This is a genomic window from Nocardia blacklockiae, from assembly GCF_015477355.1.
Classification (GTDB): Bacteria; Actinomycetota; Actinomycetes; order Mycobacteriales; family Mycobacteriaceae; genus Nocardia; species Nocardia blacklockiae.
The window spans coordinates 183040-195776 of record NZ_JADLRJ010000008.1; the positions used below are offsets into that span (position 1 = coordinate 183040).

Consider the following 12737-nt stretch of genomic DNA (forward strand, 5'->3'; position numbering starts at 1 on the left):
GCGCCGCAATGGACTTCGAACTCACCGATGAACAGCTGCTGCTGCGCGACACCGTCCGTGACCTGCTGGCCCGCGCCTACGACCCGGAGACCCGGCTGAAGGTCCTCGAGACCGATCTGGGCTGGAGCCGCGAGGTGTGGTCGCAGCTGGCCGAATTGGGCGTGCTGGGACTGAGTTTCGCCGAGGAGGACGGCGGCGTGGGCGCCGGTCCCGTGGAGACCGGCCTGGTACTGGAAGAGGTCGGGCGGCGCCTGGCGCCCGAGCCGCTGCTCGACGCCGTGCTGCTGCCGGGTGACCTGATCGTCCGGGCCGGCACCGCCGAGCAGCGCCGGCGGGAGCTGCCGGAGGTGGCGGCGGGCAACGTCCTGCTCGCCTTCGCCCACGACGAACCCGGCAGCCGCTGGCCCGCCACCGAGGTGGCGGTGCGCGCCGCGGCGGACGGCGACGGTCATCGGCTCACCGGCGTGAAAAACCCGGTGCCGCACGGCGATTGCGCCGACCGGCTGGTGGTGAGCGCGGCGCTGCCCGACGGCGGCACGGGCCTGTTCCTGGTCGCGGCGGACGCCGAAGGCGTGCGGCGCAAGCCCTACCGCACCTTCGACGAACGCCGCGGCGCGCAGATCGAATTCACCTCGGCCCCGGCCGAACTGCTCGGCGAGGGCGGCGACGCCGACGCGCACATCGCCGCGGCGATCGCGGCGGCGCAGGGCGGCCTGTGCGCGGAAGCGGTCGGCGCGATGTCCGAGGCGCTGCGGCTGACCACGGAATATCTGAAGACCCGCAAGCAGTTCGGCGTGCCGCTGTCGAAGTTCCAGACCCTGACCCAGCGCGCGGCCGACATGTACGTGTCGCTGGAGCTGGCCCGGAGCATGAGCCTGTATCTGACCGCGGCGCTGGCCGACGGCGACATCGACCCGGTGCTCGCCTCCCGGGCCCGGCTCCAGGTGAACGGGGCGGCCCGGCACATCGGGCAGGAGGCCGTCCAGATGCACGGCGGCATCGGCATCACCACCGAGTACCCGGTGAGCCACTACACCGCCCGGCTGACGGCCGTCGAGCGCACCTTCGGCGGCGGCCTGGAACACCTGCGGGTGCTCGCCGGGCAGGTCGGCGACTACGGGCTGGTCGAGCTCTAGCCGGTCGTCTCCTCCGACGACGGCTCCTCGTCCGCCGACGACTCGTGCCGGGTGCTGGGCGCCGGCCGGGTCGTCGTCGGGCGGGTGGTCGTCGGCCGGGAGCGCGTGGTCGTGGTGGCCGGGAGGGTGTCGTCGACGGCCTCGGTGGTGTGCGGCGGTTCGCCCGGCGGCGGAACGGGTTCCGGCCCCGTCGAGGTGGCGGGGACGCCGGACAGGGTGCGGCGCGGCGCCGGTGGATTGATCGCGACCCGCCAGGTGGGCGAGGGCGGAATGACGATCCCCGGCCCGGCGGTGCCCGAGGTGGTGGTGCGTCCGGTGGGGGCGGATTGCAGGTCCGCCTGTAGGGGCGGCGGCGTGACGTAGACGTCGTGCTGCCCCAGGCCGCACGAGCCGACCAGCACCAGCCCCAGCGAGACGGCGCCGGCCGCGAGCGCCGGCGCCGCGACCCGGGCATCCAGGCGGCGTGGCGTCTCGTCGTCCGCCCCGCGTTCCCCCGAACCCGCCCTGTTCTCCATGGGTGCGCCGCTCCTCGTACGTTCTCGGGTGGGCCTTACCTTAAACGAAGGCGCGGCCGGCAGGCCAGACGAGCCGGTTGGTCGGCAAGATACCGGAAATGCATCTCAAACTACCGTGACTCACATATCGAATCGGTTACATATGCGTGTTGAACCCTCGTGTCGTGTGACGTTTCGGCAACGGGGCACTACCGTGTGAGCAAAGTTACACGTGAGACGCCTGAAGTTTGCTGATGACACTTGCTGAATCCGCAGATCGGCGGGCGTCATCGAGGAGTTGGTGATGGGAGCGTACTCGACATCCCCGATGCGCGCGGTGCGGCAGAACGGTTCGGACGCAACCGAATCCGGCCGCGCCGTCGGAGCGATCGTCGCCCGCGTGGTGGCCTGGCTGATTTTCCTCGGCGGGCTCACCGGCACGGTGCTAGGTATCGCCGGGTTGCGCGTGGAGATTGCCGTCGCGGGTCTGATCCTGGCGTGCACCGCCGGGCTGGTGCTGCTGAAGCTGCGTGCCGACGGGGCCGAATCCGTGTGAGCCGACACCGGAAACCGGTGGGCGACAGCGGTTGAGCCGCTTACCGTAGACGGGTATGAGGATCGAACTGACCGACGACGCGGTCGCCTTCCAGCGTCGCGCGGCGGAGTTCCTGGGGCGGGATCCCTTGCGGAACACGGTGATCGCCACCGTGGTGGACAGCTTCGTCACCGGATTGTCGGCGGGCCCCGCGGTTTTCGCGGCGGTGCACATCGACGGCGCGGTGGTCGGCACCGGGATGTGCACCTCGGGGCATGCCGTCTACCTCGGCGACGTGCCGGATCCGGCGGTGCCGGACCTGGTGGCCGCCTTCGCGGAACGGGTGCCCGAGGCCCCCGGCGTGGAGGGTCCGCCCGGTATCGCCCTCGTGTTCGCCGAGCAGTGGAGTGCGTTGTGCGGCGGCAAGTTCCGGCTGGATGTGGCCAGCCGGCTGTATCGGCTGGGCGGCCTGGCCGTGCCGTCGACGGCCGGATTCGCCCGGCGGGCGGGCGAATCCGATATCGCGCTGTGTGTCCGGTGGTCGGAGCAGATGCGCCGCGAGGAGGGAATCGGCATGAGCGCCGACGCCATTCGCGCGCGCGTTGCCCTCGGGCGGTGGTGGCTGTGGGAGGACGAAGGGCGCCCGGTCGCCATGGCCGCGCACCAGAGCCGGGCCTACGGCTGGACGCGCATCGGGCCGGTCTACACCCCGCCGGAGCGGCGTGGCCGCGGCTACGCCAGCGCCCTCACCGCGCACGTGTCGAAATTGCTGCGCGACAACGGCTCCGAGGTCTGCCTGTTCACCGACATCGCCAACCCGACCTCGAACAAGATCTACCGCGCGATCGGGTTCGAGCCGGTCCGCAACTTCGTGCACTACGAGTTCGTCTGAGCCGCGGGGGCTTTCGGCGCGGACGTGCCGAGGATGTGGTCGAGTGCCGAGCTGAGGGCCGCGGCCGGGTCGGGCGGCAGGGTGGGGGAGCGCCAGGCGACGATCTGGTCCGGGCGTACCAGCAGGGCTCCGGAGCTGGTGAGACCGGCTGCCGCGCACCAGGTCCGGTCCAGCGCGTGCGCCGGCACCGGTCCGTCGTGCCACGGCTGTCCGTCGGGCCCGGTCAGCAGGACGAAGTCGGTGTCCACGAGATCCAGGGTGGAGCGGCCGTCGGGCAGGAAATGGTGCGGCACACGGGTGCCCGGCTGGCCGGTCAGGTCGAGGCGGTCCATCGTGTGGGTGCTCGCGTCGGGCACGAACGCGCCCTCGGGATACCGGGTGCCGAGGATCAGCGCGATCGGGTCGGCCAGCGGAGTGCCGTCGGTGGACTCGGTGTTCATCGACCGCAGATTCGCGGTGCGCACGCTGGACTGGTCGGCGACGTACCAGCCGATCGGATGCCGTTCGGCGTGATAGCTGTCCAGCAGTGCGGGCGCGGCCGCGCCGCGTAGTACCAGGGCCAGCTTCCAGGCGAGGTTGTGCGCGTCCTGGATGCCCGTGTTGGCGCCCGCCGCGGCATAGGGCGGCATCACGTGCGCCGCGTCGCCGGCGAGGAACACCCGGCCCGATCGGAACCGGTCGGCCACGAACATGCCGGGCTCCCAGGGCAGGACGCTGAGCAACTCGACGTCGAGATCGGGCACGCCGATCGCGGTCCGCAGTGCCGCCGGCCACTCCTCGAGCGGACGGTCCACGCCCGCGGCCGTCGTGAAGATCCAGCGGAACGACCCGTCGACGGACGCGAAAGCCCCGGGGACAGCGGCATTGTCGACCTGACAGAGGTTGAACTCCCGGCCGCGCACCAGCTCTCGCAGGTCCGCGCGGAAGTAGACATTGACCGCGCGACCCAGGCTGCCGCGGCCCGAGCGCGGAATGCCGAGCCGCTCCCGGATCGGGCTCGCCGCGCCGTCCGCGGCGATCAGGTAGTCCACTCGCAGCCGCTCGACCGTGCCGTCGGCGGCCCGCAGCGTCGCCTCGACGCCGTCCGCGTCCTCGGCGAAGTCGGTGCACTCGACGCCGAATCGCAGCGCGCAGCCGCGTTCGAGGCCCACGCGGCGCAGGGTCGGCTCCAGCGCGTCCTGCGCGCACAGGCAGGCCGCGGCCGGAGTGATGCTGTCCCACTGCGGGATACCGCCGGGCAGCGTGAACGGCAGCGTCTGTGCCCGCGCCAGGGTCGGCCCGGCCGCCATCGCCTGGTAGGCGGCCAGATCGGCGGCGGCCGCGAGTACGGCGTCGGCGAGGCCGGTCTGCCGGAACAACTCCATCGTGCGGATGTTGATCCGCCGCGCCTTCGGCTGCGGCGAGGTGGTCGCGCGCCGCTCCACCAGGACCGCGGCCACGCCGTGGCGTTGCAGGAACAGCGCCGCCGACAACCCGACCAGGCCGCCGCCGACGATCAGAACGCGCGGTGCGTGTACGCCGTACATCATGTGTACGTTGTACACGAATGGTTGAATGCGGGCAAGGAGGTGCGATGACCGAGGAGGCTCCCGGCCCGCTCGTCTGGTCGCTGCCGGAACCGCCGGGGCGGCCCACGACGAGCCTGAGCCGGGCCGACATCCTGCGTGCCGGAATGGCTCTCGCCGACGCGGAAGGGGCGCGGGCGCTCACCATGCGCCGCGTGGCGACGGCGGTGGGCGCGTCCACGCCGATGTCGCTGTACCGCTACGTCGGCAGCAAGGACGGCCTGGTCGACCTGATGATCGACGCGGTCTACGGCGAGATACCGCTGCCCGGGCCGCCGGCGGGCGCCGATCGGTGGGCGGCGGCGCACTGGCGCACCGGCCTCGAACAGCTCGCCCTGCACACCTGGACCGTGATCCGCCGACACCTGTGGTTCGGCGAACTCTGGCACACCCGCCCGCCCCTCGGCCCGAACGCGCTGCGCTACTTCGACTATCGGTTCGCGCTGCTCGAGCCGCTGGGCCGGACGGCCGACGACCTGACGCTGCTCACCGCCGCGGTCGACGGCCACTTGATCGGCGCAGCCCTGCAATCGGCGGAGGAGCAGCGCATGCGCCACCGCAGCGGCCTGCACACCGACGAGCAATTGGCCGCCGCCGCAAGGCCTTTCCTCGAACCGCTGCTCGCCGACGGCCGCTACCCCGCCTTCGAGCGCTGGCTCCGCGGCCGCACCGGCGCGGGTCCGGCCGACCCCATCCCCTGGACCCTCGCCTGCCTGCTCGACGGCCTGACCGACCGTATGGACCTGCCGCGCTCGGAGTGAGGCGGGCCGCCGGAGGATTGTGGTCAGCCGGTGCGTTCGAGGTGGCGGGGGGTCGATAACGCGGGGCCGGATGCTCGGCGCAGCAGGGCGCGGACGTCGTCGTCGTCGAGGGGTGGGCAGTCCTCGTAGAACTCGCTCACGTCGGTGATGCGGTCTTGCAGGTGAGGGCAGACGACCTTGTCGGCGTCGCCGCCCAGACCCGTGACGGCGGCCTTGGTGCCGACCGGTGCGGCCACCACGACGCGGATCGCGCCGTGCGCGTAGGCGGCCCGGCACGCGGCGCGGGCGGGCGCGGCGACCGGCAGCGCCTCGTCGACGACCACGATCGTGCGCCCGGCCAGTTCGGGGCGCTGAGTGGCGTCGCGCAGGTGTTCCACCCTGCGCCGCAACGCGTCTCGTTCCCGCCGCTCGATCCGGGTGAGTTCGGCCGCCGCCGTGCGCAGGGCGCGTGCCCGGTCACCGTCGACCACGCGGACCCCGCGCTCGGCGATCGCCCCGAACGCCGGCTCGGGCTGTTCCGGCGTGCGCAGCTGGTGCACCACCATGATGTCGAGCGCCACCCGCAACTCGGCCGCGACCGCGGAGGCCACGGCGGCCCCACCACCGGCCAAGCCGACCACCACGACGTCGGGGCCGCGGAATGCCATCAAATGGCCGGCCAATCGTCGGCCGGCGTCGCGACGATCGAGGAACAGCATGAAGCCTCCTGAGGGATCGTGAAAACGAAATCACCTGCGCCGGGTGTGTTGGGTGGCGGGCGGAACGACTCGTACGGGCGGTAGCCCGAAAAATGTACAAACCGTTTGCAATTGCAATCCGCTCCGGGGAGATAGTGGCGACGGCCGCGGTTCGGGGCTGTCGAACCGGACGGTCACACTGCCTGCGGACGTGGCCGCGGCGTGGTGAAAAGTACTGCGCCGTAACGGATCCTGGGCCGAGGCAGGGGTGGCCAGCATCCATATCTCCTCCAGAGTCTCCTACCGCCGGGGCGAGAGCCGCGCTTCTGGACTCGGGAAGACAACGGAGCCAATTCTACGTCGGTGCCGATGTCGCCGGGTGTGAAACGCGCATGAATGACATTACTGGAGTTTATGGTCTCGCAATTGAAATGTGTTGTGCGGGGGAGCCTTCCGATATGAGCCCTCGTCGGGCCGCGCGGGCCCGCGCCGCCGGTCGGTAACTGGGCGCCGAAAACCGTTGTGGGTCAGGCCGAGCCGGAAACCACCCACTCGAACGCGGTGGCCTCCGAGCGGGCGCCCTCGGCCGCGCGCGACCGGTTCGGCTCACCGAGTTCGGCGAGCAGGGATTCGGTGGTCTCGACCATGGCCGCCAGGGTCGCGGGCGTGAACCAGTCCGGCCGCGTGGCGAACAGCAGATCCTCGCTGGAGGTGTTGCCGCTGGCGCCCGGCGCGAACGGGCAGCCGCCGAGTCCGCCCAGCGAACCGTCCACCACCGCGGCACCGGCGGCGCGGGCGGCCAGCGCATTGGCGACCCCCATGCCCCAGGTGTCGTGGCCGTGGAACACGATGCGGCGCTGCGGAGTTCGCGTGCGCACCGCTTCGACGAGCGCGGCGACCTGAGCGGGGTGCGCCTGCCCGAGCGTGTCGGCGAGCACGATGTCCGCCGCGCCGTCGGTGCGTGGATCGGCAGCGATCGCCAGCACCCGCCGGGGGTCGACCGGTCCGTCGAACGGGCAGCTGAACGCCGTCGCCAGGCAGAGCTGAATGCTGCCGCCCGCCTCCCGTGCCAGCCGGATCGCGGCGGGCATGGCGGCCACGCTGTCCTCGGCGGTCCGGCCGATATTGGCCTGGTTGTGCGCGTCGGACACCGACAGGCAGTACTGGAAGTTGCGCACGCCGGCCGCGGCCGCGCGCTCCACCTGCCGGGGCGTCGCCACCCACACCCAACAGTGTTGCAGCTCTTCGGGTTTCAGCGCGGCGACCAGCTCCATGGTGTTGGCCATCGGCGGCACCAGATCCGGCCGCGCCATCGAGCCGATCTCCAGTTCGGGCACGCCGAGGCCGAGCAGCGTGCGGGCGATCTCCACCTTGCGCTCGGTCGGCAGCACCTTGCCGGTCAGCTGCAGGCCGTCGCGCAGGGTCACGTCGCGCAGCATCAGTTGTCCTCCAGCGCTTCGATTTCCGCGTCCGACATGTCGAGGAGGGTGGACAGCACCTCGCGGGTGTGCGCACCGAGGTCCGGGCCGACCGTGCGGATGGGCAGCGACTGCCCGCCGATCACGGGGACGATCCCCGGGAAGCCGACCGGCTTGGGCTCGGGCTCGCCGACGTCCACCGGGAAGGTCTGAATCATGTTGCGCGCCCGGTATTGCGGGTCCTCGGCGATGTCGGCGGCGGTGTAGATCGGCCCGGACGGGATGGCCGCCTCGTCGAGGATGCGCAGCGCCTCGTCGCGGGTGTGGCGGCGGGTCCATTCCGCGATGGCGGCGTCGAGGCGGTCGCGGTGCCGCCAGCGGCCGGCGTTGTCGGCCAGCTCCGGATCGTCGGCCAGGTCGGGCCGCTCGATCACCCGCATGTAGCGCTGGAAGATGGCGTCGCCGTTGCCGCCGATGATGATGCTGGTGCCGTCGGCGCACGGGTAGGCGTTGCTGGGCGCGATGCCCTCCATCCGGCCGCCGACCCGCTCGCGGTTGATGCCGTAGGCGAAGTAGTCGGGCACCAGCGACTCCATCACCGACAGAATGGATTCGTTGAGCGCCACGTCGATGACGCGCTGCGGCAGCGGCAGGTGCTCGCTCGCCCGGTCGCGCTGGAACAGGGCCATCACCGTGCCGAAGGCGGCGTAGATGCCGGCGATCGAGTCGCCGATCGAGACGCCGACCCGCACCGGCGGCCGGTCCGGATCACCCACCAGCTCCCGCAGCCCACCGACCGCCTCGGCCACCGCCGCGAAGCCGGGGCGATCGGCCAGCGGTCCGGTCTGGCCGTAGGCGGAGATGCGGGTGATCACCAGATCCGGATTGGCGGCGCTGAGCTCCTCCGGCCCCAGCCCCCACTTCTCCAGCATGCCCGGCCGGAAGTTCTCCAGCAGCACGTCGCACTGCCGGATCAGGTCCAGGACGATTCCGCGCCCGGCCTCGGTGCGCAGGTCGAGGGTGATCGACTTCTTGTTGCGGTTGACGGTGCGGTACAGCATCGAGGTGTCGCCGCCGTAGAGCCGCCAATTGCGCAGTTCGTCACCGGTTTTCGGGCGTTCGACCTTGATCACCTCGGCACCGAAGTCGCCGAGGATGCGGCCGGCGGTCGGCGCCGCTATGTAGTTGCCGAGCTCCAGTACCCGCACCCCGTCCAGCGGCCGAATGTCCATGCGGACAGTATCCACGGCGAGTTCGGCGGCCGGCCGGGGTCGGGCCGGAAGCGGCTAGGCCGCGGTGGGGCGCGCCTCGTCGATGACCGAGTAGTGCTCGGCGTTGCCCGAGATCACCTCGCTGGGGCGGCCGTCGACGCCGACCGGGATGTCACCGGCGAGGGTGATGCGGGTGAGCTTGCGGTGTTCCGAGCCGTCGTAGTCGTCGATGGCGTAGTGCTGGGTGGCGCGGTTGTCCCAGATGGCGACGTCGCCGAGCGACCAGTTCCAGCGGGTGGTGTGCTCCAGGCGGGTGACCCGGTCCTGGAACAGCCGGAACAGCGCGTGCGACTCGTTGCTGGGCAGACCGACGATCTGCTTCACGAAATGACCCAGCAGCAGGGCGCGTTCACCCGTCTCGGGGTGCACGCGCACCACCGGGTGCTCGGTCTCGTAGAAGGTGGACTGGAACTCCGCGCGGTAGGCCTTCGCCTTGTCGTTGGGCGAATCCTCCTGGGCGGCCGCGTAGTCGTACTGGTTGGTGTGTCGGGCGCGCAGGCTCTCGGCCAGGCGCTTGAGCGGTTCGGGCAGCGAGTTGTAGGCGGCGACGGTGGAGGCCCAGGTGGTCGAGCCGCCGTAGCTGGGCAGCGACACCGCGCGCAGGATCGAGGCCTTCGGCACCCGGTCGACGAAGGTGACGTCGGTGTGCCAGCTGTTGGCGCGGCCGCGGTGCGAGTCGATGGCCAGGCTCTTCACGCCCGCCGAGGTGACGGTGGGGTGCGGGGTGGTGGGGCTGCCGAGCAGTTCCGCGAATTCGTACTGGCCGTCCTCGGTGAGGTGGTGCTGGTCGCGGAAGAAGATCACCTTGTGCTCGTTGAGCGCGGCGCGGATGGCGGCCACGGTGTCGGCGTCCAGGTCGCCGCCGAGGCGGACCCCCTCGATCCGCGCGCCGATGTGGGTACCGAGCTTGACGACGGTCACGGTGCCTGCTGCCTGAGCGACTGACATACCAGGGCCTTTCTCGAAAGCGAACAACGCTTCGAGGACACCACCGCGCCCCGGCGCGAAACAGGTTTGCGGTCAGCCGGATCGAAACCCCGGGCAGCGGCGGGAAATCTGCTACGCCCCGCTATCCGAGATGTTCGCGCAGGTAGGCCAGATCGTCCGCGATGCCCTCGGCCGGGGTCTCCAGCACAACCGGGGCGTCGGCGGTGCGGCACACCTCGGCCAGCAGCTGCGGGTCGATGGTGCCGTCGGCGAAGTTGGCGTGCCGGTCGGCGCCGGAGTTGAACTCGTCGCGCGAGGAGTTCAGGTGCACCAGGTCGATGCGGCCGGTGATGGCGCGGATGCGGTCCACCACGCCGATCAGCTCCTCGCCGCCGGCCCAGGCGTGGCAGGTGTCCAGGCAGAAGCCCGCGCCGAACTCGCCGACCTGGTCCCACAGCCGGGCGATGGAGTCGAAATGCCTTGCCATGGCGTGGTTTCCGCCGGCCGTGTTCTCGATCAGGATCGGGACCGCGAAGCCGCCCTTGTCCTGCTGGCGCTCGAACAGCTTGCGCCAGTTGACGATTCCGGCCTCGATCTCGGCGTCGGAGCGTACGTGCCCGCCGTGCACGACCAGCCCGAACGCGCCCAGCTCGGCCGCGGCCTGCGCCTGCTGGGCCACCGCGTTGCGCGAGGGCATGCGCAGCCGGTTGTTCGTGCTGGCCACGTTGATCTGGTAGGTGGAGTGCACCACCACCTCGATCGGGCTGGCCTTGATCTCCGCCGCGCGCGGGTGCGGCTGCGGTTTGTCCCAGCTCTGCGGATCCACCACGAACATCTGGATGACCTCGGCGCCGAGTTTCTCGCCGAAGCCGATCGGATCACTGTCTTGCCGGACGTGTGCTCCAATGCGCATGGGTCAGAGCGTATCGGTAGCCACCGACACGATCCGGACTGCTATGGTTTCGGTGTTTTCCGTGGTCTGCCGAGGGCGGCGACGGGGGTTCATCTGCGGTACTGCCGTGCGCTGGCGGGGTCCCGGTGCGCGACACGGGAAGTGGGAGCGGACATGCTGGCCAACGGTGACGTCTTCGCCGGGTATGTCATCGAGCGGCAGCTGGGTCGCGGTGGCATGGGATCGGTCTATCTCGCCAAACATCCGCGTCTGCCGCGCCTGACGGCGTTGAAGCTGCTGAACCGGGAGATGGTGTCCGACGCCGAGATCCGGGCGCGGTTCGAGCGCGAGGCCGACCTCGTCGCCCAGCTCGACCATCCCAAGATCGTCACCGTCTACGACCGCGGTCTCGAGGACGGTCAGCTGTGGATCTCCATGCAGTTCATCGACGGGATCGACGCCGCCAGCGTGGATCCGGCGAAGCTGCCGCCGGAGCGCGCGGTGCAGGTGGTCCAGGAGGTGGCCGAGGCGCTGGACTACGCGCACGACAACGGCGTGCTGCACCGCGACGTGAAGCCGGGCAACATGCTGCTGGCCCGGTCGACCGGCGGCAAGGGCGAGCGGGTGTACCTCACCGACTTCGGCATCGCCCGGCTGCGGGACGACGGCGGCCACCTGACCCAGACCGGCACGTTCACCGCGACGCTGGCCTACGCCTCGCCCGAGCAGCTCACCGGCGCCTCGCTGGACGGGCGGTCGGATCAGTATTCGCTGGCGTGCAGCCTGTTCTGGCTGCTCACCGGGCGCGGCCCGTTCACCGCGCCCAATCCGGCGGCCGTCATCCGCGGCCACCTGCAGGGTCCGCCGCCCGCGCTGAGCAGCGTGCGGCCGGGCCTGCCGCCGGCGCTGGACGGCATTCTGCTCAAGGCGATGTCGAAACGCCCCGAGGACCGCTTCCCCACCTGCGCCGACTTCGCGGCCGCGGCCCGGCGCACCTTCGCCGCGCCCAGCGCGCCCGGGATGCCGGTGGCCGGGCGGCCGTACACCGGACCGGCGATGCCGACGGCGGGCCGGCCGGGCACCGGGCCGAGCGCGCCCGTCGCGCACCCGACCGGCGCGGGCGTGCCGATGCAGCAGCGTCCGCCGAGCGGTCCGGGCATGCCGCACGCGCCGCGGCCGCCGACGGGTCCGGGAGCGCCGACGGTCGGTCCCGCCCCGCAGCCGACGGGCGCCTCGCTGCGCGCGGCGACGCCGCCACCGCAGCCGGTGTACCGGCAGGCGCCGCAGTATCCGCAGCAGAACTACGGCTATCCGCCGCAACAGCCGCCGGGCAAATCGAACAACGGCCTGATCATCGGCATCCTGTTCGGGTCGGCGGCGGTGCTGCTGGTGATCGTGATCCTCATCGCCGCGCTGTAGTACCGAACTCCGCCTCGGCGGTGGCCGCCGCGGCACGGTGTCGCGCCGCCCCGAGCCGCCGGAGCGCGACTGTGCCCGCGACGATCCAGAGCGCGCCGAACGACCAGCCCGCCAGCACGTCGGTGGGCCAGTGCACGCCGAGGTACACCCGCGACACTCCGACCGCGAGCACGAACAGCGCGACGGTCGTCCCCACCGCGACACGGGCCGCCCGCCGCCGCAGCGACAGCATCGTCACGGCCGCGACCACACCCAGCACCGCCGTCGAGCCGAGGGTGTGGCCGGAGGGAAACGAGTGGCTGGTCTCGGTCACCAGATGATCGACCGGCGGCCGGCGGCGACCCACCAGAGCCTTCACCACGAACACGGTCAGTCCCGCGCCGAGCGACACCGCCGTGGTCACCACGACCTCCGCCCATCGCCGCCGCCATGCGAGCCAGGCGCACGCGACCACCGCGACGATCGTCATCGCGGGGGTGCCGCCGAGGTCGGTGACCGTGCGCACGGCCGGTGTCAGCCCGTCGGTGCGCTGCGCCACAGTCCAATTCATCGTGGGCGCGTCGATCCGGGTCACGCCGTCCCAGCCGAGGACGCCGCCGACGAGTACGAGCAGGAGTAGGCCGGGCACCGCGACCGCGAGCGAAAAGGCGGGCGGCATGGCGGTTTTACGACCGACCAGGACCCAGCCGACCGCCGCGACCACCAGCACCAGCGCCACCCACACCATGATTCGAGAGTAGGCGCGCGCGG

13 protein-coding genes are annotated in these 12737 nt (G+C 71.5%); 5 read left to right on the forward strand and 8 right to left on the reverse strand.

Annotation, left to right across the window (positions count from 1 at the left end; genetic code table 11):
- Positions 1 to 8: 8 nt before the first annotated feature.
- Positions 9 to 1136: an acyl-CoA dehydrogenase family protein gene (locus IU476_RS24115; RefSeq protein WP_195103684.1), complete on the forward strand. Its 1128-nt coding sequence runs from the start codon at positions 9 to 11 to the stop codon at positions 1134 to 1136.
- On the opposite strand, the gene IU476_RS24120 is transcribed toward IU476_RS24115, so the two are convergent.
- Positions 1133 to 1651 carry a hypothetical protein gene (locus tag IU476_RS24120; protein ID WP_195103685.1) on the reverse strand — a complete coding sequence of 173 codons (519 nt, stop codon included), beginning with the start codon at positions 1649 to 1651 and terminating at the stop codon, positions 1133 to 1135. The two genes, IU476_RS24115 and IU476_RS24120, sit on opposite strands and share 4 nt — an antisense overlap.
- 283 nt (positions 1652 to 1934) lie before the next feature.
- Here IU476_RS24120 and IU476_RS24125 point away from each other — a divergent pair, with 283 nt between their 5' ends.
- Both IU476_RS24125 and IU476_RS24130 read left to right on the forward strand, forming a co-directional pair.
- The gene (locus IU476_RS24125) at positions 1935 to 2186 is read left to right on the forward strand and encodes a hypothetical protein (protein WP_195104029.1); all 252 of its coding nucleotides are present in this window, start codon (positions 1935 to 1937) and stop codon (positions 2184 to 2186) included.
- A gap of 55 nt (positions 2187 to 2241) precedes the next feature.
- Positions 2242 to 3057: a GNAT family N-acetyltransferase gene (locus IU476_RS24130; protein ID WP_195103686.1), complete on the forward strand. Its 816-nt coding sequence runs from the start codon at positions 2242 to 2244 to the stop codon at positions 3055 to 3057.
- On the opposite strand, the gene IU476_RS24135 is transcribed toward IU476_RS24130, so the two are convergent.
- Complete coding sequence (locus IU476_RS24135) at positions 3042 to 4586, reverse strand: FAD-dependent monooxygenase (RefSeq protein WP_228824206.1); 1545 nt, start codon at positions 4584 to 4586, stop codon at positions 3042 to 3044. The two genes, IU476_RS24130 and IU476_RS24135, sit on opposite strands and share 16 nt — an antisense overlap.
- 44 nt (positions 4587 to 4630) lie before the next feature.
- Between IU476_RS24135 and IU476_RS24140 the strand changes: the two genes are divergently transcribed.
- On the forward strand, positions 4631 to 5383 hold the full coding sequence (locus tag IU476_RS24140) for a TetR/AcrR family transcriptional regulator (RefSeq protein WP_228824207.1): 753 nt from the start codon (positions 4631 to 4633) through the stop codon (positions 5381 to 5383).
- Positions 5384 to 5406: 23 nt separating this feature from the next.
- Here IU476_RS24140 and IU476_RS24145 read toward each other — a convergent pair whose 3' ends face one another.
- From IU476_RS24145 to IU476_RS24165, 5 genes are all read right to left on the reverse strand, one after another.
- Entirely contained in the window at positions 5407 to 6081 is a 675-nt protein-coding gene (locus tag IU476_RS24145; RefSeq protein ID WP_195103690.1) for a phosphoribosyltransferase family protein, read from the reverse strand.
- Between the two features lie 506 nt (positions 6082 to 6587).
- On the reverse strand, positions 6588 to 7499 hold the full coding sequence (locus IU476_RS24150) for a hydroxymethylglutaryl-CoA lyase-like TIM-barrel protein (protein WP_195103692.1): 912 nt from the start codon (positions 7497 to 7499) through the stop codon (positions 6588 to 6590).
- Positions 7499 to 8710 (reverse strand): CaiB/BaiF CoA transferase family protein, encoded by a 1212-nt coding sequence (locus IU476_RS24155; protein WP_195103694.1) that lies wholly within the window; start codon positions 8708 to 8710, stop codon positions 7499 to 7501. Before IU476_RS24155 ends, IU476_RS24150 begins: the two co-directional genes overlap by 1 nt.
- A 54-nt stretch (positions 8711 to 8764) precedes the next feature.
- Positions 8765 to 9697: a TauD/TfdA dioxygenase family protein gene (locus tag IU476_RS24160; RefSeq protein ID WP_195103696.1), complete on the reverse strand. Its 933-nt coding sequence runs from the start codon at positions 9695 to 9697 to the stop codon at positions 8765 to 8767.
- A gap of 121 nt (positions 9698 to 9818) precedes the next feature.
- Entirely contained in the window at positions 9819 to 10589 is a 771-nt protein-coding gene (locus IU476_RS24165) for a deoxyribonuclease IV (protein ID WP_195103698.1), read from the reverse strand.
- A 153-nt stretch (positions 10590 to 10742) separates the two neighbouring features.
- Here IU476_RS24165 and IU476_RS24170 point away from each other — a divergent pair, with 153 nt between their 5' ends.
- Positions 10743 to 11987: a serine/threonine-protein kinase gene (locus tag IU476_RS24170; RefSeq protein WP_195103700.1), complete on the forward strand. Its 1245-nt coding sequence runs from the start codon at positions 10743 to 10745 to the stop codon at positions 11985 to 11987.
- Here IU476_RS24170 and IU476_RS24175 read toward each other — a convergent pair.
- The gene (locus tag IU476_RS24175) at positions 11971 to 12714 is read right to left on the reverse strand and encodes a phosphatase PAP2 family protein (RefSeq protein ID WP_195103702.1); all 744 of its coding nucleotides are present in this window, start codon (positions 12712 to 12714) and stop codon (positions 11971 to 11973) included. The two genes, IU476_RS24170 and IU476_RS24175, sit on opposite strands and share 17 nt — an antisense overlap.
- Positions 12715 to 12737 lie beyond the last annotated feature (23 nt).

Excerpts from the sequence above, each read along its gene's own strand:
- IU476_RS24160 (WP_195103696.1), bottom strand. The coding sequence starts at position 9,697 with ATGTCAGTCGCTCAGGCAGCAGGCACCGTGACCGTCGTCAAGCTCGGT.
- IU476_RS24150 (WP_195103692.1), bottom strand. The coding sequence starts at position 7,499 with ATGCTGCGCGACGTGACCCTGCGCGACGGCCTGCAGCTGACCGGCAAG.
- IU476_RS24125 (WP_195104029.1), top strand. The coding sequence starts at position 1,935 with ATGGGAGCGTACTCGACATCCCCGATGCGCGCGGTGCGGCAGAACGGT.
- IU476_RS24175 (WP_195103702.1), bottom strand. The coding sequence starts at position 12,714 with ATGGTGTGGGTGGCGCTGGTGCTGGTGGTCGCGGCGGTCGGCTGGGTC.
- IU476_RS24120 (WP_195103685.1), bottom strand. The coding sequence starts at position 1,651 with ATGGAGAACAGGGCGGGTTCGGGGGAACGCGGGGCGGACGACGAGACG.
- IU476_RS24145 (WP_195103690.1), bottom strand. The coding sequence starts at position 6,081 with ATGCTGTTCCTCGATCGTCGCGACGCCGGCCGACGATTGGCCGGCCAT.
- IU476_RS24165 (WP_195103698.1), bottom strand. The coding sequence starts at position 10,589 with ATGCGCATTGGAGCACACGTCCGGCAAGACAGTGATCCGATCGGCTTC.
- IU476_RS24135 (WP_228824206.1), bottom strand. The coding sequence starts at position 4,586 with ATGATGTACGGCGTACACGCACCGCGCGTTCTGATCGTCGGCGGCGGC.
- IU476_RS24130 (WP_195103686.1), top strand. The coding sequence starts at position 2,242 with ATGAGGATCGAACTGACCGACGACGCGGTCGCCTTCCAGCGTCGCGCG.
- IU476_RS24155 (WP_195103694.1), bottom strand. The coding sequence starts at position 8,710 with ATGGACATTCGGCCGCTGGACGGGGTGCGGGTACTGGAGCTCGGCAAC.
- IU476_RS24115 (WP_195103684.1), top strand. The coding sequence starts at position 9 with ATGGACTTCGAACTCACCGATGAACAGCTGCTGCTGCGCGACACCGTC.
- IU476_RS24170 (WP_195103700.1), top strand. The coding sequence starts at position 10,743 with ATGCTGGCCAACGGTGACGTCTTCGCCGGGTATGTCATCGAGCGGCAG.
- IU476_RS24140 (WP_228824207.1), top strand. The coding sequence starts at position 4,631 with ATGACCGAGGAGGCTCCCGGCCCGCTCGTCTGGTCGCTGCCGGAACCG.